Source organism: Xylanibacter caecicola (assembly GCF_013166515.1).
Classification (GTDB): domain Bacteria; phylum Bacteroidota; class Bacteroidia; order Bacteroidales; family Bacteroidaceae; genus Prevotella; species Prevotella caecicola.
Genome location: NZ_JABKKJ010000008.1, coordinates 32408 through 59109, shown reverse-complemented (window position 1 = coordinate 59109; position 26702 = coordinate 32408). Strand labels below are relative to the sequence as shown.

Sequence of the window (26702 nt, the reverse complement as noted above, 5' to 3'; positions counted from 1 at the left end):
ATCTTCAAGAAGGCAAACATGTGTTTTTACTTAGAATGTAAATAAGACACATTATTATATATATAACCAATCTGATAGATAAGTGATATTTATGTTTGATATGTACAGAGAAAATAAATCGATATACGAATGCCGTTCGTATCGAAAGAAAAGAACGACAGGCGAATATATGATTTACAATTTCCCTTTGAAATATTGGCAATATAGTTTTTGCAGAAAAAATATTTATGTTATTTTTGCATTATACAATGAAAAACATAAAAAAGCGGTAAACTTTTGAGATAAATATTATATAAGTTTAATTAAAAAACAAACAATACAACCATAGAGCAATGAAACATAAAGAGTTAAGTAGCAATGTTTTGATAAAATATCATATATTATAATCAATTCGTGCAACTGCTAAAACATATTAAAATTATATATTTGCATTTTAGAAATTTATCTTTAATCAATTAAATTAATAACATTTATGTCTGGTAATTTAAAAACTTTACGAGTTGCGCTCGTGTGCCTCTTCGCCCTGATGGGCATGAGCCTGTCGGCGCAGACTGTTAAGGGAAACGTGAAGGACAGCAGTGGCGAGCCTGTAATAGGCGCCACGGTCCAGGAGAAGGGAACGAAGAACATCGTGGCTACAGACCTCGACGGAAACTTCTCCATCGGTCTTACCTCGGGCAAGCAGCTTCAGATCTCATACATCGGTATGAAGACGAAGACTGTAAACGTTGCAGGGAAGACAAGTGTGAACGTGACGATGGAAGACGAGGCCACTGGTCTTAACGACGTCGTTGTAATCGGTTACGGTTCAGTACGTAAAAAGGACTTGACCGGTTCTGTTGCAACCGTCAAGGGAGGTGAGCTGAACAAAGTGCCTACACCTAACATTGCAGAAGCCCTTACAGGTAAGCTGTCCGGTGTGAACGTGACGACAACCGACGGTTCTCCCGATGCTGAGATTCTTATCCGTGTGCGTGGTGGCGGTTCTATTACCGGTGACAACTCACCGCTTTATGTCATCGACGGCTTCCCTGCAGACAACCTGAACGATATTTCGTCTAACGATATCGAGGACATCACGGTACTTAAGGATGCGTCTTCTACGGCTATCTATGGTGCACGCGGTGCAAACGGCGTTATCCTCGTTACAACAAAAAATGCCAAGGCTGGCAAGACACGCGTATCGTACAACGCATTCCTCCAGACAAAGAGGGTATCAACGCGTCTCGATGCGATGAACACATACGACTATGTAATGAGTAACTACGAGTATGCACTGCTTAGAGGTGAAAGCGCTGTAAACAGTTTTGAAAAGAACTTCGGCGTGTATGACGATCTTGACCTTTACAAGAAGGTTGCAGCCATAGACTGGCAGGACGATATGTTCGGTGCAAACGTACTGACGCAGCAGCACAACGTAAGCCTTAACGGTGGTAATGAGAAAACAAACTTCGCACTCAGCGGAACGTATGACTACAACGGTGGTCTTATGCCGCAGAATGATTTCAGCCGTTATTCATTCCTCCTTAAGTTAAACCATCAGATCAACAAGAATCTTAAGTTTACATTTAATGCCCGTGTGAGCGACCAGGAAGTCAACGGTTCTGGTACTCAGGGCGGGAACTACAAGATACGTACGTCTCAGGCTATCACCTCCGTAGCGACAAAGGGTCTGCAGGATTTTATCACGCCTGACTTCAGCTCTATGTCTGATGAGGAATATCAGGAATATCTCAACAGCCAGATGACGTTGTCGGAACAGGCAGCACGTTACTGGAGAAAGCGCGAACAGCGCAGGTTCCAGTTTAATGCCGGTCTTGACTGGACCATCATAAAGGGATTGAAACTGCACGTTGAAGGCGGTTACGGCTATGGCTTTAACGAGACAAAGAACTGGTGGGGTGCAACAACGACAAATGCATCTTATGTAGGCGGACAGCCTCTTGCCGAATGGACAAAACAGAACACACGCAGCATGCGCGAGGCGGTGACTCTTACATACGACTTCCGTCTGAACAAAGTTCATCACTTCAATACGATGATTGCTCAGGAAATGCAGAGCAACCAGTCTGACGACAGCTATATGTACGGCACACGTTACAGCAAGGACTGGACAGCTGACCAAGTATTTGCGAACTTCGGTCTCGGTTCAGGCGTAACGACAATCAAGTCTACAATAGACCCTGACAATAACCTGGCATCTTTCTTCGGACGTATCAATTACGACTTCAAAGACAGATATCTCTTCACATTCACAGCAAGACGCGATGGAAGTTCTAAATTCTCAAAAGGCAATCAATGGGGTTTCTTCCCGGCTGCAGCTGCATCATGGCGTATCATTGAAGAACCTTGGATGCAGGATGTAAAGAAAGTGCTTTCCAATTTGAAGTTGCGTGTATCTTACGGTGAGGCAGGTAACAACCGCATTGCAAGCAGTTTGTATAAAGTTGTATATTCTGCAAACAGCGGAAGCAAGTTCTACGGTGTAGGAGAGGTAATGAACAACCACCTTACAACAGGTAAGGCTCTTGCCAATCCTAACCTTACGTGGGAGACAACAATCACACGTAACATAGGTCTTGACTTCGGACTTTTTAACGAAAAGATAAACGGTAGCATAGAGTATTACTGGAACTCCACCAAGGATCTGCTTATCGAACACAACATCACAGCTCCAGGTTATGAAACAGTATACGAAAACTCAGCCAAGACATCAAACAAGGGTATTGACGTTACATTGAACGTTAACTTCATAAATAAGTCTGACTTTACACTTGACGGATATTTCAACATCAACTTCAACAAATCAAAGGTAGACGGACTTGCAAACGGACTTACCGAAATGCCGTTCAAGAGTGGCTGGGCTGGAACAGACAACAAAAACCAGGAAGACTACATTGTACGTATAGGTGATCCTATCGGTCTTGTTTACGGTTGGCAGACAGACGGTTACTACACAACTGACGATTTTGAATCTTACGATCCGGCAACAAACAAATATACTTTGAAAGAAGATGTACCTACAACATCATTACTTGGTGGAGCAATAGGCATTCGCCCCGGAACACTGAAACTTCGCGACAGAGACAATAACGGAGTTGTAGATGACAAGGACCGCACCGTAATAGGTGACACCAATCCTAAATGTACAGGTGGTTTCGGTTTGTCTGCATCTTACAAAGGCTTTGACCTTGCTGCCAACTTTACATTCTCTGTCGGAAATGACATCTACAATGCCAATAAGATTGCTTCATCTCAGAGATACCGCAGCGGTACATATCCTAACATGCTTGACTTCATGCGCCAGTCAAACAGCTACTCTTACATGAATCCTGAAACGGGTGAACTTCTTTCTACACTCGAAGATCTCGCATACTGGAATGAAGGCGGAAACGGAATGGGTGCAAAACAGTATTGGTCACCGTTCTCAATGGGTGATGCTGTTGTACTGCCTACAGATTGGGCACTCGAAGACGCATCCTTCCTGCGTCTGCAAAGCGTAACTCTCGGATATACACTTCCGCAGGTTCTTACACGCAAGGTCGGCGTACAGCGTTGCCGTTTCTACGTAACTGCATCCAACCTGTTCTGTATAACAAGCTATACAGGATACGACCCAGAAGTAAGCTCTTATGCAAGAAACAGCTCTTATTCAGGACTGACACCGGGTATAGACTACTCTTCTTATCCCAAGAGCCGTGCATTTACATTCGGTTTAAACCTTACATTATAATAACTTAAAGACTTTAGATAGAAATGAAATATTTAAGATATATATCATTGGCTTTTGCCGGCATGCTGGGATTGTCGTCATGCAGCGATTTTCTCGATGTGGAATCACCGTCGCAGCAGGATCCGGACTTTGTGTTCAGCAACACAAATGATGCGACACAGGTACTGAACGGTGCGTATGCTTTGTTTGGAGAAGACCCGTTCACATCGCGTATGTCATGCGTATGGATGCAGAATACCGATGTGGAAGCATACGGTCCGTCTGCAGGACGTCCCAACACAGCTCACCGTTCGGACATTTGGGCACTGCAGGCATCTGAAGATGCATCATTCGCAGATATCTACAAAGCATGGAACAACAACCTGCTTGCCGTAGACCGTGCCAATCAGGTGATAGAAGGAGCAAATGCAAGCGCATTGGCAGAAGACTCGGAAATGAAACAGATAAAGGGTGAGGCTGTATGCCTTAAGGCCACACGCTATCTCATGCTGTGTAATTTCTGGGGCGATGTGCCTTATTTCGATGTAACGGCAAAGTTCGGTGAAGAACTTGACAAACCACGTACCGACAAGTTTATAATATACAGTAAGATGCTGCAGGAACTTGTTGACGTTGAAAACAGCATGAAATTCTCTGACGTAAACACCGGCGGTATTGAACGTATGAACCGCGACTATGCTTTAGGACTCATTGCAAAAATCGCACTGTTCCGTGCAGGATATGCCAAGACCGTAGACGGTCAGATGAAACGTGCCGACGAATATCTTGACGTGACAAGCAACGAGGAACTGGCTGTTACTTACACCGATTTGAGTGGAAACACTGTTACAGCACGTACATATAAGGATTACTATCAAATGGCTAAGAACTATGCACAGAAACTCGTAAATATGAAGCCACGCCAATTGCGCGCTGATTATGCTTCTATCTTCATGGATGAGAACGAATACAGAGTTGTAAATAACGATGAAATTCTATACGAAGTGGCATTTACGGAATCGCGAGGCGGCGATGTGGGCTGGTGTATCGGTGTTACGAATACCAACAGCAAGAAAGGCAACGGAACCACTACCAATCAGGTTGGATTCACACCTACATACTATATGTCATTTTCAGAGAATGATGTACGCCGTGATGTGACATGTGCGTGGTGGAGTCATGACAACGACACAATTGCAATGGCTTCAAACGTAAACTCACTGAACGTCGGTAAGTGGGACCGTGCTCTTGCAACAAAGGAACTCGGCGCAGAGTCTTCAAAGGGAACAGGTATTAACTGGCCGCTGATGCGCTACTCTGACGTTCTGCTGATGCTTGCCGAGGCAGAAAACGAACTTAACGGACCTACAGCACTTGCCAAGGAAATGCTTACAAAAGTACGTGCACGTGCCTTTGCAAACAGTCCAGAATACAGCAAGGACGTTACCGAGTATGTAGAGAATGTATCAACTGACCAGGCAAAGTTCTTCAATGCCATCGTAGATGAACGTGCATGGGAGTTCGGCGGAGAATGCCTGCGTCGTTTCGACCTTATACGCTGGAATTTGTACGGACAAAAGCTCAACGAATGCGTGAAAGCAATGCACGACTGGGGTATTGCATCTACATCAGACTTCTGGGATGTAATGGAAGACGGAACAATATCAATGAAACCCGAGGCTGAAAATATAATAGCACAGAATCCCGATGTTCAGAAGTATATGAACTGGGCTGATGTGGTTTATTATAAGATTGAAAACTCCGGCACGGCAAATGAAAAGGCTGCAATAAAGAGACTGAACCCCAAATACAGAATTACAGAGGAAGAGGCTCTTGAAAATGGTTACAAGCTGAACAAGAAATGGGGTAGCAACCTTGTTTCAAACGTAACAACATTCGAGTATAACGGTGTTATATACACCAAGTGTGAAAAAACAACCAACAATGCAGAAGGAACAGCTAAATATGTACTCAGCGGAGGTAATGCGGAACCCAAAACAACAACTGTAGAAGTGGCGGTTACAGAGCTTCCCGGAATTACACGTATACGCACATACCGTGAGAGCGAGGCAGTTATGAGAATGTTCCGCGGATATACCGGCGGTGGTACAGGACAAGGCACTGGTGCGGTTCCTTATCTTCTCCCTATCGGAACAACAACGCTGACCTCAAGTTCTGTTCTCAACAATGACGGTTACGGTTTCTCTTCAACATATACGGGAGATGATGTTCCGGTTGTTTTCGGTACGATATCTAATCCAGAATATAAATAATAAAAAGTGACAAGCTTTATGAAAAGTATATTTAATAAATTGTTTTTTATTGCGGTAATGTCCGTAGGGTTATCCTTGACGGCATGCAGCGATGACGACGACGCGACACTCGACAGACTGTTCCGTCCGATATTGAAAGACGTGGTGACAGGCCTTGATGCAGAAAACAAACCTTACATGACACTGGAATGGGACAAATATGCATCGGCAAACCAGTATATAGCAAGAGTGGAAAGCACAGATGGTACGGATGTGAAAGAAATCACGACGGAAGAGAATACTTGCACATTCAACGACCTTGCATACGACCAAGACTATAATGTGTATATATATTCAATGAACACCGAAAATGGGTTACAGTCGAAAGAGTATACAACGGTTGCCACCACCCCTGACCTCCCCACACTGCTTTCCAACGTTTCCACAAGCAACATCATAGACACCCAAGTGCGTGTCAAATGGAGTGAGGGCGCAGAATATGACTCGCTTGCAGTTGTCAATGAGATTACAAACGAACTGGCTGCATATCATCTGGTAACACCGGAAGACCTGACAGCACAGAATGTTATCATACGTAATCTCGAGCCGAGCACCGCATATCGTGTGGAAGCTTATCTGAATGATGTATACCAAGGAAAGAAGCGCTTTACGACAGCTGCTTCTGAGAACTACGAAGGAACCGTTATAGACCTCCGCTCAATGACAGAAGAGGAAAGTTACAAATGGTTCTCTATGAGCAGTACTTCTGAATATGAAAATGCTATAGATTCACTTGTCAAGACTTATCCTGACCAAGATATAACAATCGTGTTCCAAGGCGGAGTAAAATATCGAGTACCTACGGTTAATATTCCATCTACAACAGGTAAAATAAAGTTTGTAACGGGTCTTACACTCTCAGGAAATGCCGAGTTCTGTGTAACAGGCAGCATGGCAGTGGCATCTAACGCAAACGTAAACGAGCTGGCATTCAATAAGATATCTTTTATTGACGATGAGAGCAAGCCCAAAACAAGCAGCAACTACGGCGGAACATACCTGTTCAACTTTAATCAGGCGAATGCGACATGCGGAAAGATCAATATCAAGGACAGTGAAATAAAGTATAAGCGCGGTGTATGCCGTATACAGACAACGGCTTCTATCGATGAATTCTGCATAGACAATTGTATTGTTGACTCTATCGGAGGATACGGTATAACCAATGCGGACAATGGCAATGCGCTGATTAATAACATTGTTGTAAAGAACTCTACTCTGTCAAATTGCGCGCTTGTGTTCGTGGCAACCAAGGGTCCTGATTTCAAATCAGTGACAGTTGAGAACTGTACCTTTGTATATAGCGTGGCAAAAAGCCGCTACCTGTTCAACTTCAAGGGTAAGTCCGTGTCAGACGGAATAAAACTGAAGAACTGTCTGTTCGGAGTTCCAGGAGAAACTCCCGAAAAGTTGTCTGATGCTTTCGCAGGTTGGGTTTGCAACACCGCACCGGAAGTGAGCGGATTGTATTTCACGAATGATGTACAGTGGAAGATGACGGCTGCCGAGCCTCCAGTTCCGGAAGCACAGTTTGACGGTACTACGTTGTCTACTGACACCAAGGGCACATTTGCCAATCCGGGAACAGGTGACTTCAGAATAATAAACATCGCAGAACTTAAGGATTCACATCCCGGTGATCCACGTTGGTATTAATATTACAAACTATAGCAACAAAGGGCAGGCAGCATGACAGCCTGCCCTTTTTATTACCCGATAAATATGCGACACCTTATTATATACACGATAGCCTTTAGTCTTTTTGCTACAGGATGCAACAATAACAGAAGGCAGGAAACTAAAACCGACAATACAAGAAAAAATAGTATCCAGATAAATAACACCGAAGGAAATGACAACGTTAACAAATCATTAAAACTTATATGCAACATTTCCTGGAACATACCGGAAGACGGTTTCAGTAAAATTACAACTGATATTGTCAACGCAGGGATAAAAAGTGACGGATTTGTATATGTTGATGGGATGAAACTGAAACAAGACGGAATAACGGGCATGTTCGATATTGAAAATCGTCTTAATGGCATACATATTGATTTCTCGGAATTTGTCATCGGTGAGGCTCCAGACTATTCTCAAATAGAAAAACGGAAGATACATGACACGATGAAAAAGAATAACGAGAAAATATCATCCCTGATTTCTGCGATAACAGAAATAGCCGGACAATATCAGGTATGCGGCTTTGATGAAGATGATACAGACTTATATTTTGAGAACGGAACAAATATGCTTGCTGAATGGATAACAGATACCGGTCGTATAACATTGCTATATTCCAACAAAAGTGACGGAACGGGCTGCAGAATGCGCTTAATGCTTGAGAGACATAAAAAAATAAGAAACATATTATCTCCGCCAAATACATAAGGATGCTGATGCACAAAAACAGTATATTTTATCCAAAATACATATACAAATGTATAAAATGGTATGGAAAGATGAACAGAACAAGACCGCATTTTGTGTATAAACGATAAAATCCGTATATTTGCATGAATTATATGTTACTAAGAATAACATTTAATCGCATGCTTATTTCTTTGGAATTTACTAACAAACTATAAACAAAATACATAAAATGAAGAATAAACTTATTACAGCAGTCATACTGTTTATGGGCATGATTACGCCATACATGGTCATGGCACAGACACCGGCATTCCCCGGTGCTGAAGGATTCGGCATGTACACAACAGGAGGACGCGGCGGAGCGGTCTACCATGTAACAACGCTTGAAGACAACAGCAACCCGGGTTCATTCCGATATGCATGCACAAGAAGCGACAAGCGTACAATCGTATTCGATGTGTCCGGAACAATTCAACTTAAGTCTGAATTGAAAATGAACCGAGGCAATGTAACAATTGCCGGTCAGACAGCACCCGGTGACGGCATCTGCATCGCCGGCTATCCTTTTACAATCGCCGCCGATAATGTCATAATACGTTTTGTCCGCTTCCGTTTGGGCAATACCAACGTTGCAAATCACGAAGGCGACGGTCTCGGAGGAATGGACAGAAAGAACATCATAGTAGACCACTGTTCCGTAAGCTGGAGCATAGATGAGTGCCTGTCTGTTTATGGAAGCAAAGATATAACCGTACAATGGTGCATCGTATCACAAAGTCTTAAAAACGCCGGACATTCCAAAGGAGCACATGGCTACGGCGGAAACTGGGGAGGAAGTGGTGCAAGCTATCATCATAATCTGATGGCTCACCACGAATCACGCGTACCGCGCCTTGGTCCGCGTCCCGGCACACAGACAGACGAACGCATGGACTTACGTAACAATGTATTCTACAACTGGGCAGGAAATGGATGCTACGGCGGTGAGGGTATGAATGTAAATATCGTAAACAACTACTACAAACCGGGACCCGCAACAAGAAAAAGAAACTCAAGCATACAGCAGCGTCTTGCCGCTCCCGGCATAAGAACTGTTGATTATTGCCTTGACAAGAAAACTACCGTATCAAGATATAATTCCGCTGCCGGCACATCGTTTACAGACAAACATGTTTCCGGTTCACACAGCAACGGCAAGAACTATATCGCTTTCAACGGAACGAAGTATGAGATAGACATGACCACCAACACCATAAATGTAAACGGCAAGACAGTTACAGTGACATGGAACGAGTGGAAACCAATGCTTCACACATGGGGCAAGTTCTATGTTGAGGGCAATTACAACCCCGCTTTTCCTGCAATGAATGCCGACAACTTCAAATACGGCGTGTCAAACCAGATTGACAAAACCGGTAACGACGGTACATATCCCGGTGACAATGAGGTAAAGATAACAACTCCTGTCGAATACACCAACGTCACCACACACTCCGCAGAAGATGCTTACGAGCGTGTTCTTACTTATGCCGGCGCATCACTGCACCGCGACTGGATTGATGACCTTATGGTAAGCGACACGCGCAACAACGTGGCAACATACACAGGAAGCGGGAACTATCCCGGTATAATAAACAGCCAGGATGACAACAAACCGGCAAATGCCGACGCAAACTGGAGTGCATGGCCTACACTTAACAGCGAGACAGCACCCGTCGATACCGACCGCGACGGCATTCCTGACGCATGGGAGGAAGCAAACGGACTGAATAAGAATGATGCCAACGACGGAAAAATTATAGGCGAAGACGGTTATACCAACCTTGAAAGGTATATGAACAGCCTCGTGTCACACATCATGGAAGGCGGCAACGAGGGCGGAACGCTCCTTAACGGTCAGCAGATATTCGGTGATCCGACAGGCATCAACGACATAACCGTTACCAAAAAGGACGACAACAGGATATACAACCTTCAGGGCATCGAAGTACAGAACCCTACAAAACGCGGCATTTACATACGCAACGGCAAAAAGTTCGTCATAAACAGATGACGGCATTGAATAATCCCATGCCGGACATATACGCCTGTAATGGCAACCGGACGAGGATTTAAAGACATAACCGTAAGAAGTGGAATATTTATAACAGAAGGCACGAAAGGAACGAAATGCACAGAAGCATCAGCCTATTGCCTGTAATAAATATTCCACTTTTTTCATTTTATAAAGACATATACAATAAATTCTAACGACATGGGAAATATCAGAAAAACATTATTGGCTATATTGCTGACTGCCACCAGTGTTACGTCAAGCGCACAAATATACCCCTATCAGGACCATCGTCTTAGCGCGAAAGAACGTGCCGAGGACCTTTGCAGCCGCCTTACGCTGCAAGAAAAGTCACTCATCATGCTCGACCGCTCGCCGGAAATCCCGCGATTGGGCATACCTCAGTTTGCATGGTGGAGCGAAGCGCTGCACGGCGTGGGGCGCAACGGATACTGCACGCTCTTTCCTTCATGTATAGGAATGGCGGCATCGTTTGACGACGCACTGCTCGAGCGCATCTATACAGCCATAAGCGACGAGGCGAGAGCCAAGAATACGGCACAGCGCAAGCACGGGAAAGTAGGTAAATACCAAGGACTCTCGTTCTGGACACCTACCGTAAACATCTTCCGCGACCCACGCTGGGGACGGGGACAGGAGAGCTATGGCGAAGACCCGTACATGAACGCGCGCATGGGTTCGGCTGTGGTAAGAGGACTGCAAGGACCTGCCGGACACAAATACATGAAACTGTATGCCTGCGCCAAGCACTTTGCCGTGCACAGCGGACCGGAGAAGACGCGTCACTACTTCGACATAAACAATCTCTCGCAGCGCGACCTGTGGGAAACATACCTGCCGGCTTTCAAAGTGCTTGTACAACAAGCCGGAGTAAAAGAAGTGATGTGCGCATACCAGCGTTTCGAAGGCGAGCCGTGCTGCGGCAGCAACCGTCTGTTGCAACAGATACTGCGCGACGAGTGGAATTTCCGAGGATTAGTGGTGAGCGACTGCGGCGCGATAAGCGACTTCTGGCGCAAAGGACGCCACGAAGTGTCCGAAAGCCCGGCGGCGGCAGCAGCCAAGGGTGTCGTTTCGGGCACGGACGTAGAGTGCGGAAGCGAGTACAAGAACCTGCCACAAGCTGTAAAAGAAGGCAAGATAAGCGAGGAACAGATAGACGTGAGCGTCAAACGCCTGTTAGAGGCACGCTTCGAACTGGGCGACTTCGACCCCGACTCGCTCGTGGAATGGACTTCCATACCGGAGAGCGTGGTGGCTTGTCCCGAGCACAAAGCACTGGCATTGGACATGGCACGCGAGCAGATGGTGCTGTTACAGAACCGCGACAACACGCTGCCACTGAAAAAAGACGCATCAAGGATAATGGTGATGGGACCTAATGCCGCCGACTCCACCATGTTGTGGGGCATATACTTCGGTCAGCCCACGCACACGGTGACGGTGCTCGAAGGCATACGCGACAAGATTGGAAAAGCCGTGCCATATGCCAAGGCATGCGACATAACCTCGATAAACGACACGGAAAGCCTTTTCGGACTTCTAAGAGACGAAAACGGCAAGCCCGGAATGTCGGCAATGTTCTGGAATAACATACACATGGACGGCAAACCGGCATACACCGCGACATATACCGCACCGTTGGCATTCGACAGCGGCGGCAATACGGTGTTTGCCCCGGGCGTCGAACTGTCGGACTTCACGGCTCAATTCAAAGGCACATTCACTGCCGTACGCGATGAAACGATACGCCTGGACTTTGCCCACAACAACGGCATGCGCTTCATCGTCAACGGCGACACACTGTCAAACCGCAAGCGTAACGACTATGTACGCTACTACAAGAACGAACTGAATGTAAAGGCGGGAGAGTCCTACAACATACAGATAGACTACACACAGTTCGACGAAAACGGGTCGATGAGTTTCGACATCATCCGCAACCGTCCCACAACAGCCGCCGACGTTGTCGCCAAGGCAAAAGATGCGGATGTTGTGATATTCGTAGGCGGCATCTCGCCCAACCTCGAGCGTGAAGAGGCAAAAGTAAACCTGCCGGGCTTTGACAACGGCGACCGCACAAGCATAGAACTGCCGCAGGCACAGCGCGACATACTGAAGGCTCTTCACGAGGCAGGCAAGAAGGTGGTGCTCGTCAACTGCAGTGGCAGTGCCGTGGCGCTTGCACCCGAGACGGAAACATGCGATGCCATACTCCAGGCATGGTATGCAGGCGAACAGGGAGGGCATGCCGTTGCCGACGTGCTCTTCGGCGACTACAACCCGAGCGGCAAGTTGCCCGTGACATTCTATCGCAACGACTCGCAGCTGCCGGCGTTCGACGACTACAGCATGGAGGGAAGAACCTATCGCTACATGAAAGACAGCCCGTTATATCCGTTCGGCTACGGACTGAGCTACACTTCGTTCACCACCGGCAAGCCTGAATATGACGCCGCACACGGAAAGATAACGGTAACGGTGAAGAATACGGGAAAACGAGACGGAACGGAAATCATACAAGTATATATGCGCAACACCGCCGATGCCGAGGGTCCCGTCAAAACGCTCCGAGGCTTCGCACGTGTATCGCTGAAAGCCGGCGAGAGCCGCACGGTCACTATAGACTTCCACCGCGAGAGCTTCGAGGGCTGGGACGCGAAGACCAACACCATGCGCGTAGTACCGGGATTATACGATATAATGGTGGGAACATCGAGCCGCGATGCCGACCTGAAGAAAATAACAGTGGAGGTAAAAGAGTTGGTTTAAAGACATCATCGTCGCCGACACATCATCTCCCGTGTTCCAAGAGGTGCCCTTTCGCCGTCTGAAATGCCATGTTTCAGGGGCTGAAAGGGCACCTCTTGCATGCTAAAAGATTACCGTCGGACTTATATCCAATATGTAAAGACATTGCATAACATCCTTAAACAGGTGCGATAGATTTATATCTCATATGCGATAGATTTGTATCTCATATGCGATAGATTTGTATCTCATATGCGATGGATTTGTATCTCATATGCGATGGATTTGTATCTCATATGCGATAGAAAGCAGTACGGCATGTTTTAAAATGTATCGATACAGCGGAGAGGATGTATCACACTGTCCATCACTCCAAATAAATCCTCTCATACTCCCTCCGCATGCGCTCTATCCCGAAGTTGTCAAGGACAAAGCGTTGTGCCTCCTGCCCAAAGGCATGTGCATCGGCGGACGGTATCACGCTGTCGAAAAGCCTGTCGTATGCGGCGATGTCGTTGTTCTCCACCTTCAGCCGCCATGTATCGGGCAGCGTGTCCTTAAGTCCGGCACAGTTATTGATAATCACAGGCAATGCAGCCATGGACGCCTCTATAGACATTATGCTCAGCCCCTCAAACACGGAAGGCATGAGCATATAGTCGAACGATGACAAATAAGACGAAAGTCCGTAGACGGGAGGCACCACCGTAACGTTGTCCAATCCCGAAAGACGCTTCATAACGACATCGCGCATGGAGCCGTCGCCGGCAACATGGAAATGGTATCTCGTGTCGTCGCGCCGCCCGGCGATAATCTCGACAAGCGTGTCTATACCCTTCTGAGGCTCGAAACGCCCGGCAAAAAGTATGTTTTTCTTTCCCGGCACGATGCCCTCATACGGCTTTTGAGGCACCTGCCCCACCCCGTTGTATATCATAGGCGGACGCTCTCCGTACTCACGCCGGTAGTTGTCAAGCACCGACTGCGATATGGCAACATTGGCACGACGGCTTATGAAAAAGCGTTCAACACGCCTGCCCGTATTCTTAAGCCCCGTCCACAGACATGTGTTGTGTATCGTCCGCACCAACCTGCACCGCCGCAGCAACCGTGGGAAGAGCCGGGATGTTGCAAACACCGCCAGATCGGGCATTTCGGTATGACTATGGACGGCAACCGGACGGTATCTAAGATAAAGGAAGATGAAACGCAGCGGAAACGTTACTGCCGCCAAACGCTCGAAAATATAGTGGAAACGGATGTCGGGCACCACGGCACGATGATAGCGTATGCCCGCAGCCTTAAGCTCGTTGATAAAGGCGGATGTAAACTCCGAGCGTGTACGGATTAGCTCTACGATGTGATACTCTATGTCCGGATTGCCGGACTTGGCGATGTTCACCGCCACCCTTTCTGCTCCGCCCATGTCGAAATGGGATATTATGTGGAATACGCGCTTCATATAATACGGTGGAAAAGCATGTTACCTGTCATTGCAAAAATAGCACTATTTGTTTGAAGTTCAAAAGAAAAGCATTACTTTTGTGCGGTATACTCACATATAAGAATGGACAATCTGAAAGAAAAAACGGCACAAGGACTGTTCTGGAGCGCCATAAACAGCGGTGTGACACAGGTTCTGAACCTTGTCATCGGAATATTCCTTGCCCGTCTGCTGTCGCCCGAAGACTACGGGATAGTGGGCGTACTTACAATCTTTACCGTCATCGCGGGCAACCTGCAGAGCAGCGGTTTCACACAGGGTCTGATTAACCTCAAACACCCTGAACCCAACGACTACAACTCGGTGTTCTGGTTCAACATCCTCGCAAGCCTCACGATATATGCCGTTCTCTTTTTCTGCGCCCCGCTTATAGCCATGTTTTTCCACCGTCCCGAGCTGACGGAACTGTCGCGCTTCGTATTCCTCGGTTTCGTAATCTCCGCTTTCGGCATTGCCCAAAACGCATATATGACCAAGAAGATGATGAACCGCCGGCTTGCCACGGTGTCGCTCGCCGCCCTCGCGGTGTCGGGCACAGCAGGTATAGCCATAGCCTTCAGCGGATACAGATACTGGAGCCTGGCATGGCAGCAGATTATATATATCAGCGTGCTCAACGCAGGACGGTATTTCTATTCGGACTGGCGTCCGTCACTGCACATCGACTTCACACCGGTAAAGAAGATGTTCGGCTTCAGCGTGAAGATACTCGCCACCAACATCATAAACACCATTGGCAACAACATACTGACGCTTGTATTCGGACGATTGTTCCCTATGAAAGCCGTGGGAAACTTCACACAGGCATACAAATGGGACACCATGGCAAACTCGGTTGTCAGCGGCGCACTGAGCCAGGTGTCGCAGACAGTTCTTGTCTCCGCCGCCGACAGTGGCGACAGAGAGAGGCGCGTATTCCGCAAGATGATGCGTTTCACGGCGTTCCTGTCCTTTCCCGTAATGTTCGGGCTTGCCCTCGTGGCAGAAGAGTTCATCGTTCTGACCATATCCGACAAGTGGCTCGACAGCGTCGTCCTGCTCCGCATACTCTGCATCAGCGGTGCTTTCATGCCCTTCTACACACTGTATCAGAACCTTGCCATAAGCAGCGGAAGATCCGATATATACATGTGGCTGAACATAGTACAGATAGTATTGCAGATAGGCGTGATACTCCTGTTCCACCCATACGGCATGACCGCCATGGTGGTGGTATACACCGCATTCTTCATAATGTGGCTTGCCGTATGGCAGGCATACGCCCGCAAGTTCATAAAATTGGGCTTTACGGACACCCTGCGCGACATCATGCCTTTCATGATAGCGGCGGCGGCGACAATGGGTGCCACCTTCTTTATTACAAAAAATATAGGGAGCTACGCCGTTGTGCTCCCCTTAAGGATTTTCATTGCCGTCGCGCTCTATGCCGGAACAATGAAACTCACCAAGTGTGAGATGTTTGACGAGTGTCTGGCTTTTCTTTCCCGTAAACGTAAATGAACTTTACAAACACGGTGCGCCACATTCTGTACGTCTTATCCGCCAGCTTTAAAGGACACCGGCTGCGGATGAGATGATAACAAATCCATGCCATCACACCGTAAGGTTCATAATTGAAGACTTCTTCCATAAGCTTGTAGCCACGCCCGCTGCTCCTCAGATAGCGCCAAAGATTCATCACACCTATCTCTACCGCGGTGCGATAATGCCCCGTGTAATCATCGTAGTTCAATATCATATCATAAGTGGTATGCACCGCATTGACATACGAACTATAGTTCTTGTCGGACATTGCGTGTGTATAGGATGACGTATTGTCCGCGCGGTAGCAGTAGACCACCTCGTCCGTCCATGCCCTGTCCGACTTGTAAAGCAGCCCCGGCACCACGGAATAGTCCTCGCCATAGTCTATGCCCTCTATATGTTCCACACCGCACCGTTTGTAGCGTTCACGTCTGTAAAGACGCCCCCATATACGGTTGGAAAAGATGTTCTGGCACAGCAACATGCACACATACCTGTCTGTCCTGCCGTGATACGGCATGCACGTCTCAACAGTCTTTCCGTCGGCAACGCGTTCATACGCGCCATCCACCACATCGGCACCGGTCTCTTCCATTCTGCGGCACAGCGCCTCCACCGCCCCAAGGGGCATATAGTCGTCACTGTCTACATGCATGACACAGTCGCCCGTAGAAGCCGCAAGCGCCGTGGCACGGGCTGCACCAAGTCCCCTATTGACCTCATGACGTATTATCTTAACACTGTCGCGACGCTCGGGAAAGCGTTCAAGAACGCTCTTTATCACGCCGATGCTGTTGTCCGGGGTGCAGTCGTCCACAAAAACATACTCCAAATCATTGTATGTCTGACCGAAAAGCGACTCGGCACAGCGGGCAACATACTTCTCTACGCCATATACAGGAACCAATAACGAGACTTTCATAGCTTATAATTTAAATGTAAGGTCGATTATTTTTTATATGTGGATGTGGTAAAAGGAGATAAGGGAAGATAGGAGAAGATATGTGGCTTGTGCCACGGAAGATAAAGGACAATAGCATCATGAAGCGACAAGACATACGTCTTTTATCTTCATTTATCTTCTTCTATCTCCTCTTATCTTCTTCTGATATATCTTCAACCCTTTTCCTTATATAGAACCGGTGGCTCTCAAATGGTGAGATACCACGTAAGCATATAGCCGTTATACACCCACAGCCAACCGGCGAGGAACACCAGCAACGAGCGCAAAGCCCACAGTTCCTTGCCCTCGGAGCACTTCACAAGATACGCCATTGCCACCGGTATTACAAACAACCAGTGTGCTCCCATGATGTAAACCTCGTTTATTCCGAAGCCCAGTCCCATGTGCAGGAACAGGTCGAACGCAAATCCGGCGAGACACATCCACAGGAAACGGGAACGTCTGCCATACCATATTCCGCTGATGAACAGCATGAATATCACAGCCTCCACGGCATAGTTGAAACGCGTGTTGTACTTCACAATGGCAGGGCGGTTGCGCAGCGTGTCGCCAAGCAAGAACTTCTGGTGCAACTGTATGGACTCGCCGAAGAGGTTTTCCACAGCCGTCGCCCACCTCGATGTGGTGGCGTCGGTCCAGTTCATGAACTCTCCTCTGGCAATAGGCTTGCCCGTATTGCGGTTCCACGGCTTCTTGCGGTCTGCCTTATAGCGCGCCTGTATACGGCGGTTCATCTCCTTGTCGAACGCCGCCCGCAGCTGCACGCTGTCCTTTATACCGGCAGTATCGGCAAAAGCCTCGAACATTTTCTGCTTTTTCTCCGCCTGAGCCTTATCTCTTGCGGCGTTGCGCGCCATTTCCTTGGGCCACACAAAGGTTCGGTATTCCCAGCGGGCAAAGCCCCATATCAGTGCCGACGGCAGGAGCACGCCGAGCAGGAGATACTTTATGCGGAAGAACTTCTTGCCGTTAACGAACAGCGCATCTATGACAATCTTTATTCCGTTGCTGAGTGTTATGCCGGCAGTCACAAAAAACAGCACCACAGTCTGCCATGTTTTAAGCACCGTTCCCTGCTGCATCTTGACGCCCGATACGTAAAGTGCGAAGACAAGCAGGAAGAGGGAAATGCCGAAATGGTCGGGAGCTATGATGGAAAGCATTATATATGCGAACGAAAACAGCATGAACGAGAGTATCACGGCATCTGCCTTCTTTATACGGACAATGTCACGGAAAATGCGGAACATGAATATGAACGTGTAATAGGCACACACCAGCAGCGGCAATACCACGATGAACTGTGCGGCATTGAAGCCCGTCGTATCCATGATAAGCTTGTTGAGCCGGGACAGAGGCCATACCATGAACGAGAGAAACGGATGCCGGTACACATTATAGTTAGGTTCCCAGTAGGTCAGCATGGAATAGGTTATAGGGTCGAAGCCGGACAGCATGAAGTTGTTCACAAATATGTTCCAATGTCCCTTGCCTGTCTGTGAGAACAAATTGAAATACTTGCTGACGAGCAGCCAGTGCATGCCGATAAACACAACCAACGCTATGAGAGACGGAACAATCTCCTCTCGTCTGATTTTGAACAGTCTTAATATCTTTTTCATAAAATCTATCTGTTATCTTTCTTTCTGAATGGTCTGTAATATCCCTCGTTGGCAAAATCGAGCATGGCACGGTCGCCGCCGCTGTCGCCATATGCCACGAGGTTATATGTACGGCGGTCGGGGAGCAGGCGTAATATACGGCGCACCTTCTCTTCGCCGTGGCAGTTATTTGTACTGAAACGTCCTGTAAGCACACCGTCCTTCACCTCGATGCCAGTGCCCAGAACGGTAACTCCGGGCATGTCGTTGAAGAACGGGGCTACCCACTTGTCCAAACTTGCCGTTACGACGAGTACCCGCGTGTTCCACTCTGCCTGCAACCTGCCTACCATGGCAATGCCGCTGCTACGCAGCAGACGTCTGTTAGCAGAGGCAAAACGCCGGCACATATCATCGAATGCCTCTTCCGTCATACCCTTAAAGCAATATGAGAACACTGCCTCCTTGGCTTTACCGTTGTCGTACAGACCCAGCTTCATCGCCACCAGCAGATGCACATGTCTGAGAAGAGCGAGCCAAAGTTCTTTTTCGCCTTTGGCAAAACGTATCAGTTCGATAAACGTGTCCTTGCTTGTCAGCGTCCCGTCGAAGTCGAACGCATGCACCGTCTGCCGCTTCACGGAAGTGCCGGAGGCGGAGGAAACGACATCGGGGGAAACGTTATCATTGGTAATATGAGGTATCATAGCATATAAATTATGACAAAGAATGACATTGCCCACAACAGCACAACTGTCTGCATGAACCTGTCATGCAGCATGACTTTCGTTGGTTCGCCGCTCTTCTCGTCTACAACGGTTATCTGTATATATCTCAACAGACCCAATATCACGAACACCGTGGTGAGATAAAGATACGGGGTATGTATCCGTTCGCCTACATCGGGCGACACGGTGTACATGATATAGCACACGAGAGTGACCGTGGCGGTGATTGTCACAGTCTGGTTGATAAATGTGAGATTGTATCTTACGGTGTTCTTCCGTGGCGGCTCGCCTGTCTCGTTCATCCTTATGACATCGTCACGCCGCTTGGCAAACGAGAGGAAAAGGGTGAGCAGAAATGTCATGAGCACTATCCACTTGCTAAGAACCACATCGGTAGCAAAACCACCGGCGAGAAGCCGCAGCACGAACCCTGTGGCAATGATACACACATCGACAATGGCAAACTGCTTAAGCCGGATGCAATAAGCAATGTTAAGCAACACGTAAAACAATATCACACCACCAACAGCCCATCGTTCCGGACCAAGGAGCATCACCAATATTGCCGAGACAACAAGCAGCATGCCCATGAGCCGTGCCGCCGCGGAAACGGTAACGGCACCGGAGGCTATCGGACGGGAACACTTTACCGGGTGGCGGCGGTCAGCCTCCACGTCTATGATATCGTTGAGACAGTAGACCGACGATGCGGCAAGACTGAAAGCAAAAAATGTAATAACGCTCGCCAGAATGTCGTGCACGTCTGTAATGCTACCGGCAAAGAACGCCGGAACAAACACAAAGACGTTTTTCAGCCACTGTTTGGGGCGCATTATCTTTATTATATCTTTATTCATATTCTTCCAACTCCGTAATTTGACACATACTCATGTTATATCACACTATTTTCTTCACGTTCTTGTCATTACCCGTATGCTCCAACCGCGTAGCCAACAAACCTACAGCTTTATGAAGCAACCATGCCAACGGCACCGAGACGGCAATCATCGTCACTGCCGTGAGGCAATATCCCAGATTCCACTCTCTTACGTATTTAAGCACGAACTGGGCGTGTATAAGGTATATCTCGAGGCTTACTCCGCCGACAAACGCCATTGCACGGTTGAACCACGACGGCGTATGACGCAGCACGCGGACAAGCAACAACATGGCGGTAACGGCAAGAGGTATATATACCATGCACTCGAGAAAAAGCGGGAAGCGTCCGCGCCACGACTCTTCAAACTCAACACACATGGCAAGACTCATGATGAAGATTAACACTATCAGCCACAATGAGGAGCGTTCAGCCTTTTGTCCCGTGCGTACAAGTTCTCCGCAATTTATGCCGAGCAGGAAAATCGGTATGCGACTGAAGAATATCTCCACATGACCGACAGCTCCGTGAACAGGCGGATAGTAGCAAACCATGACGGCGAGAACCATAAATGCCACCGGCAACCATCGCCACGACGGTGCACGGCGAATGGCTTCCATATAGGCAGGGGTGAACGTATACATCATCATTATGGACGGGATGAACCAGAACGTGAGGTCGTCGATGCGCCAGAAGCTCCAGTTCACTGCTATATTTGCCACCAGATGAAACAGATTGGGACTGTATCCGCCACCGTCGGTATTTATATAATTAGGTATATAAAACAGGCATGCCATGATGAGCCATGCCGGATATATGCGGATGTAACGTTTGCGGAAAAAGCGCACAACGGAGCGGTTGCCCGTCCACGAGTACCAAAGTCCTATACCGCTGAGGAACAGAAACATGTCCACACCGACGTTGCCACACCGCACCAGACCGTACATCGGATTGCTCTTGGGCAGCCACACATGGAAAAGCATGACGAAAATCATCGCCAGTCCCATAAGTTCGCTGCGATAGCGGCTGAGATCCGAGAAGCAGGTTTGTCTTATATTCATTTGTCTTTGGTTTTTATTAGGGTCTTTAAAATCCTTAAGGACCTTAAGGTCTTTAAGAACCTTATTTATTCTTAGGCACCGGTATGAAGCGCAGCAGGCGGGCGAAAAGCCATGCACACACCACCGAAAGCACCACATACAAAATGATACCGGTATACACCTGACCGCGATACGACATCTTTATTATTATCTCACGCAATATAGGATGTACCACAAAAAGCGCCGACGATATGCCACCGACCCAGATACATGGTCTCAACACCGATGCAGGCAGCAGTTTAATCGTTGCCACCGCACCCGTGACAACAAACAACGGCACCCACAACCATGTGTGAAAGAGGAAACTGCCGGCAAAAACGGCAGCTGCCGAAACAACAGCAACAACGGCATTTCCCCATACAGGCAGACTTCTGCCGTGGCGCGCATAGATAATACCCATGCCGAATGGGAGCATTCCGCCGACAAAGTTATAACGTATACGGTTGAGTATTTCGCCGCCGCTGTCTACTGCAGGAGTAAACACTGCCTGTGCCGCCCAGCAAACAATGATAAGCGCTATAACACAAAATGTACTGCGACGGTAAATCAATAGGCGATAGACTGCATACAACTGTAGCATCAGACCGAAGAACCAGTAAGGACCGGGTTTTATTATATGGTCGGGATCGGGAAGCATGTTTATATACATAAGCAGTTGTGCCACTACCCTGCCGAAGGTATATCCGTGATAGCCGTGCGGATGAAGCCAACTCACAACGGCAAATCCTATATATCCGAGGAACATCAGTCGCAGCAGCTTTAAATAGTGCACGCCGACGAAGGGAAGCGTACGCACGGGAAAAGAAGTACTCTGTTCGTACTTGCGCACCAGCCCAAAACCGCTTATGAACAGGAATACGGGCACGCCATAATGCCCGAAGAACGAGAGAATGTGTACAAAAAGATTATGATCGAGAGCCATAATCCTGTCCCACAGCATCATCGGCTTTGCTGCTGTAAAGGTGTATTCGTTTTCCTTTACGGCAAAGCCGAGAAAGTGACAGTAGTTGTGCAATATGATACCGAGTATGGCAATGCCTCTCAGTGCCTTGGAGCCATCGAGGCTCAACAAATCCTTTTTCATCTCTTCTTATTGTTTTCCGTTGCTTCGGATGCGGTACCCCTAACATCCAGTTTGTCGTAATCAACTTGATTTTTCAGTATTCTCGGACGGTTTTCGTTATATTCCGTGCTTAGTATATTCAGGTCGTCGCGGTATTCGGGGCAGTGTATTCCTCCAAGCCACAGCAACAGGTGCGACAGTGCGTCCGTCATATACCGCTTGTCGCGCGCCGCTTTTATACGCGAAAATACATCAGGATGGGTCTTACGATACTTCTTCGAGCACCATATCCAGAAAGGTATGTCGAACTCCTCGCGTGCCAGCCGCGCGGTAATGTCGGTGGAGTGCATACGACCGTAGAAGTGTATGTCGTCGCCATAACACTCCTCTCCGTGGTCGGGAACGTACAATACAATGGCATCTTCCTTCTCGAATTTTCTTATTATTGCATCAACCACGGAATCGTTGTACAACACGGCATTGTCGTAACTTGCCAGAATGTGACGCTCGCGGTCGTTCAGCTTCGGGCGGTCGTAGTCGTTCACGCCCCACTTTGTCCTGTCCTTGGGATAGCGAGTCTGATAATCCACGTGCTGTCCCTTCAGGTGAAAGATTATGAGATTATGCTCCTTGCCCTCAGGACGCAGCTTGTCGTAATCGTTGAGCAGTCCGCCATCGTAACGGAAAAGCCGGGTATTGCGCGTATCGAACTGTGCCTTGCTTAGTTCAGGGTTGTTCAGGAAGAAGCCGCCGCTGAAGTCATAAACAGCCTCTTTTGCCTGCGGAAGGAACTGATTGGTGACAAACGTGACATGATAACCCGCCTTTCTGAACAATTCCGGGAAAAGAGGATAGTCGCACCACTCGCCCTTGTCACCCACTGTATATAATGAAAAAAGATGCTTGAACACAAAACTAGTGAGGTTCCACGGTGTAACAACATCGCTGAAAGGCACGAGATCGCCGCGCCGCGCCCTCGCTTTCTGTCTCGGGGTGGTAGGTTTGTCATATCCGTAAAGCTGGGCATGGTGGCGGTTGTAGCTCTCGCCGATTATCAATACGATATTGTCACTGCGATAGGAACAGCTGTCCACACGCACAGAGTCTATAGCTCCGATAAGTTTATCCACCTGTTGAGCCGTGAGACTGTTGGCATATACGCTGAACACGAGCCTGTACAGGGGAAGATACAGTACAGCCTTGTCCTTGCGTGTAAGCTCGTGTTCCACGCTACCGATGTTCTTGCACGACATGAGGCGTACCATGGCTTTCTTGTTCTCCATACATTCCGATGCCGTATATACAAGCAGTGCCAGAGTCACAGTTCCCATGACAGGAACGACGGCACGTGCCGCTCTTCCGACAACAATCATCCACGGGTGACGGCGCATAAGCCTTCGGCGGCGATAAAGGAAACGCGACGCCACGTAGGTACAGGCAATATGTATCAATCCGACAAGCACAACCCAGCCCACCTTGCTGAAGATAACATCAAAACCAAGGTATGAAGAGAGGAACTCGGTTGCCTCATCGGTGTTGGTCTCACCTACGAGAAGAAGCATGGTGGGCGTTATGGTGGAGCCGAACTCCACATAGCAGTAGACATCGACGAGGGCTATACCGTATGCAATGAAATAGAACAAGCGTCGCACCCACTGCCGCACAACAGCAGGCAGCACGGTGAGAAACAGGCATAATATATAAAGGTCGAGAAAAAGCTCTTCCCAAGCAAGGCTGTAGGCGTGGTACCCTTTCTTATCGGGTACGACAGTATATGTACACACCAGACCGAGAATGTACATGAAAATGAAAAAGAATGCATTACATTTTATGGGGGTAAAGAGGGTACCGAGCACCCGTCCCGCATGGCGTAATATCTTCATAAAACTGCAATTTGCTGCAAATGTACATCTTTTTCCTTTAACAGCGATGTTTTGGGCATTGTTTTATTTATTGCGAAAGGATAATTGCGCGACGGGCAGATAATGCAACCGTCTGCGCAACATCCGTCATCTCACCTTATAACATCTCATGAGCATTGCATAGAGCAGTGTGCCGCTCAGCAGTCCGGCAATGGAGTCGATAGCATAATGAGCCTGTATGTATACCGTGGCAAAGCACATAAGAGCATAAAACGGCAGAAGAATAAAGAACAGCCGACGGTTGCGAGTATGCCACGCAAGGAGAACCAACACGGTGGTAATACCGACATGACTGCTGGGGAACGCCGCCGTGGGTCGCTCGCCGGCTTCTTTGGCACTCTCGACAAGCCCGTAGAAAAAGCCGTCGGCTTTTCCGGGACTTGGAAGACAGTCGGTATGGGTGTTGAAATAGTCGCCCACTGCCGGGAAAACGCCATTGGCTATATTCTCAATGCCCACGGCTTTATAATAGAACGTAGGTCCGGTGACGGGAACAAGGACAAATATCACATAGTAGATGAAGAACGACGTTAGTATCACAAATGCCGCACGCTCAAACTCTTTGGGGCGCCGGAAAAAGTAGAACAGCGTGACGAGGACTATCATCGGATAGTAAGAGGCATAGCCCATGTCCATCATCTCGCTGAAAAAATGCCACGGCACATACTGCGAGAACAGCAGGGCGGGCTGACATCCGAACACCGACTGTTCAAGAGATGCGAAGACATGGTCGAGGTTAGGGAACATACGGTTTATTTCGTAAGTGTCGGGATACCACCAACCGAGCAGCGCCAACTGCACAACAATGCGTACAAAGCGCGTGAAACGGCACGGAAGCATACGGTAGACGCCCCATAACGCGAGGGTAATGGCTGCCACGCGCACGCGTCCCCATATCATATCGTCGGGATTGGTCGCCTTTGTATAGGTGAGGATTATAAGCAGAAGGGTGAAGACGAGATATGCCAGCATCACCCACTCGAAGGCGAAAAGCCCCTTGCGAGGTTTCTTTTCTATTGAAAAAAGATTTATCAAGAACTTTATCATGGTTTCTGTTTTTTATCTGATAATCGTTGTTGTTTATCTTATTTGATATGGCGGCAAGAAGAAATGCCTTTACAACCAGCCGTGCTCCTTATACCAACTCACGGTAAGGGGCACACCGCGCCCGAGGTCGTAATGCGGCACATAACCCAAATCGTTTATGGTGTCGGAAATGTCGCAGCGCCAATTACGCTGCTTCATTATATGAAACTTGTCGTTGTTCAATGCAGAAGCCTTGCCCGTGAGCCTGCCGACATGCTCACCCACAAACGTCACGACACGCAGAAAACATATCGGGGCCTTTATCCGCAGGAGCAAGCCAACGCCCAATTCACGGTGCAGCAGGTCGCTGAACGTGCGCGACGAATAGACATTGCCGTCGCTGAGAAAGTATCTCCCACCGTTTCTGCCTCTCTCAAGAGCAAGAAACACAGCCTGCACAACATCGAGGACATAGACAAATGTAAGGTGTTGAGGCCTGTAGCCAACGGCAAAGTCGACATGACTGCGTATGCTCTTTGCCATCATGAAATAGTCGCGCTCGCGCGGACCGTACACTCCCGTGGGGCACAATATCACGTATGGGAATGTATTTCCTTTTCCGTCGTCTCCAAGAATAGTGTTGAGACAGCGCTCGCTCTCCATCTTACTGCGTCCATAGGCAGTGTCGGGACATTGCGGATCCGACGGTTTTATTTCACGAAGCGGCTCGTCCTCATGCACCGGACCATAGCTGCTCAGACTGCTTATATACACAAAACGCCTGATATTGCCGCCAAGATGCAGCAGGGCTTTCACCAGATTGATAGTGCCAAGAGTGTTGACACGGTAGAAGTCGGCACTGTCCACACATTTAGTAACGCCGGCGGCATGGACCACATAGTCGAACGACAGTCCGGCAAGGCTGCGTTCTATGTCGGCAGAACTGCCGAGATTAAGTTCTATGAAGTTTATCCGCGTATCGGTTAGAAACCGGCGTGAACTGGATTTACGCACTGCCACCCATACCTCCATGCCACGGCGCAAAGCCTCTTCGACAATAAAGCCTCCAATAAAGCCGGTGGCTCCGGTTATCAATATCCTACTGCTCATCTACTATTTATATACCTTATTAATATATATACGCCCGAAACAGGCACGGGCAAACACGTGC

General features: G+C 48.1%; 17 protein-coding genes. 7 read left to right on the top strand and 10 right to left on the bottom strand.

Annotation, left to right across the window (positions count from 1 at the left end; genetic code table 11):
• The first annotated feature begins 472 nt into the window (after positions 1–472).
• The 6 genes from HPS54_RS06600 (at position 473) to xyl3A (ending at position 13243) form a co-directional block, all read left to right on the top strand.
• The gene (locus HPS54_RS06600) at positions 473–3733 is read left to right on the top strand and encodes a SusC/RagA family TonB-linked outer membrane protein (protein WP_216653051.1); all 3261 of its coding nucleotides are present in this window, start codon (positions 473–475) and stop codon (positions 3731–3733) included.
• A 23-nt stretch (positions 3734–3756) separates the two neighbouring features.
• A complete protein-coding gene (locus tag HPS54_RS06595) occupies positions 3757–5985 on the top strand; it encodes a RagB/SusD family nutrient uptake outer membrane protein (RefSeq protein WP_172344677.1) in 2229 nt (742 codons plus the stop codon).
• 18 nt (positions 5986–6003) lie between these two features.
• On the top strand, positions 6004–7680 hold the full coding sequence (locus HPS54_RS06590; protein ID WP_172344676.1) for a DUF5123 domain-containing protein: 1677 nt from the start codon (positions 6004–6006) through the stop codon (positions 7678–7680).
• 330 nt (positions 7681–8010) lie between these two features.
• Positions 8011–8415, top strand: a complete 405-nt coding sequence (locus HPS54_RS06585; RefSeq protein WP_172344675.1) for a hypothetical protein — start codon at positions 8011–8013, stop codon at positions 8413–8415.
• 211 nt (positions 8416–8626) lie between these two features.
• Entirely contained in the window at positions 8627–10450 is a 1824-nt protein-coding gene (locus tag HPS54_RS12915) for a pectate lyase family protein (RefSeq protein ID WP_420907316.1), read from the top strand.
• 201 nt (positions 10451–10651) lie between these two features.
• Positions 10652–13243: a xylan 1,4-beta-xylosidase gene (gene xyl3A, locus HPS54_RS06575; protein ID WP_172344674.1), complete on the top strand. Its 2592-nt coding sequence runs from the start codon at positions 10652–10654 to the stop codon at positions 13241–13243.
• Positions 13244–13589: 346 nt separating this feature from the next.
• On the opposite strand, the gene HPS54_RS06570 is transcribed toward xyl3A, so the two are convergent.
• Positions 13590–14684, bottom strand: a complete 1095-nt coding sequence (locus HPS54_RS06570) for a glycosyltransferase family 4 protein (RefSeq protein WP_172344673.1) — start codon at positions 14682–14684, stop codon at positions 13590–13592.
• Positions 14685–14789: 105 nt separating this feature from the next.
• On the opposite strand from HPS54_RS06570, the gene HPS54_RS06565 reads away from it, so the two are divergent.
• Positions 14790–16226, top strand: coding sequence for a lipopolysaccharide biosynthesis protein (locus HPS54_RS06565; protein ID WP_172344672.1), 1437 nt, complete (start codon positions 14790–14792; stop codon positions 16224–16226).
• Here HPS54_RS06565 and HPS54_RS06560 read toward each other — a convergent pair.
• The 9 genes from HPS54_RS06560 to HPS54_RS06520 all read right to left on the bottom strand — a co-directional run bounded on the left by HPS54_RS06560 (position 16168) and on the right by HPS54_RS06520 (position 26641).
• Positions 16168–17172, bottom strand: coding sequence for a glycosyltransferase family 2 protein (locus HPS54_RS06560; RefSeq protein ID WP_172344671.1), 1005 nt, complete (start codon positions 17170–17172; stop codon positions 16168–16170). The genes HPS54_RS06565 and HPS54_RS06560 overlap by 59 nt on opposite strands.
• Positions 17173–17399: 227 nt before the next feature.
• Positions 17400–18836: a DUF6080 domain-containing protein gene (locus HPS54_RS06555; RefSeq protein WP_172344670.1), complete on the bottom strand. Its 1437-nt coding sequence runs from the start codon at positions 18834–18836 to the stop codon at positions 17400–17402.
• Positions 18837–18841: 5 nt separating this feature from the next.
• Complete coding sequence (locus HPS54_RS06550; protein WP_172344669.1) at positions 18842–19522, bottom strand: HAD family hydrolase; 681 nt, start codon at positions 19520–19522, stop codon at positions 18842–18844.
• Positions 19519–20400 carry a decaprenyl-phosphate phosphoribosyltransferase gene (locus HPS54_RS06545; RefSeq protein ID WP_172344668.1) on the bottom strand — a complete coding sequence of 294 codons (882 nt, stop codon included), beginning with the start codon at positions 20398–20400 and terminating at the stop codon, positions 19519–19521. Before HPS54_RS06545 ends, HPS54_RS06550 begins: the two co-directional genes overlap by 4 nt.
• Before the next feature lie 40 nt (positions 20401–20440).
• Positions 20441–21481, bottom strand: a complete 1041-nt coding sequence (locus tag HPS54_RS06540; protein ID WP_172344667.1) for an acyltransferase family protein — start codon at positions 21479–21481, stop codon at positions 20441–20443.
• A gap of 61 nt (positions 21482–21542) precedes the next feature.
• On the bottom strand, positions 21543–22604 hold the full coding sequence (locus HPS54_RS06535; protein ID WP_172344666.1) for an acyltransferase family protein: 1062 nt from the start codon (positions 22602–22604) through the stop codon (positions 21543–21545).
• A complete protein-coding gene (locus HPS54_RS06530; protein ID WP_172344665.1) occupies positions 22601–24466 on the bottom strand; it encodes a phosphoethanolamine transferase family protein in 1866 nt (621 codons plus the stop codon). The genes HPS54_RS06535 and HPS54_RS06530 overlap by 4 nt, the downstream gene beginning before the upstream one ends.
• A gap of 126 nt (positions 24467–24592) precedes the next feature.
• Positions 24593–25552, bottom strand: coding sequence for a phosphatase PAP2 family protein (locus tag HPS54_RS06525; protein WP_172344664.1), 960 nt, complete (start codon positions 25550–25552; stop codon positions 24593–24595).
• 69 nt (positions 25553–25621) lie between these two features.
• Positions 25622–26641 (bottom strand): NAD-dependent epimerase/dehydratase family protein, encoded by a 1020-nt coding sequence (locus tag HPS54_RS06520; RefSeq protein ID WP_172344663.1) that lies wholly within the window; start codon positions 26639–26641, stop codon positions 25622–25624.
• Positions 26642–26702: the final 61 nt, after the last annotated feature.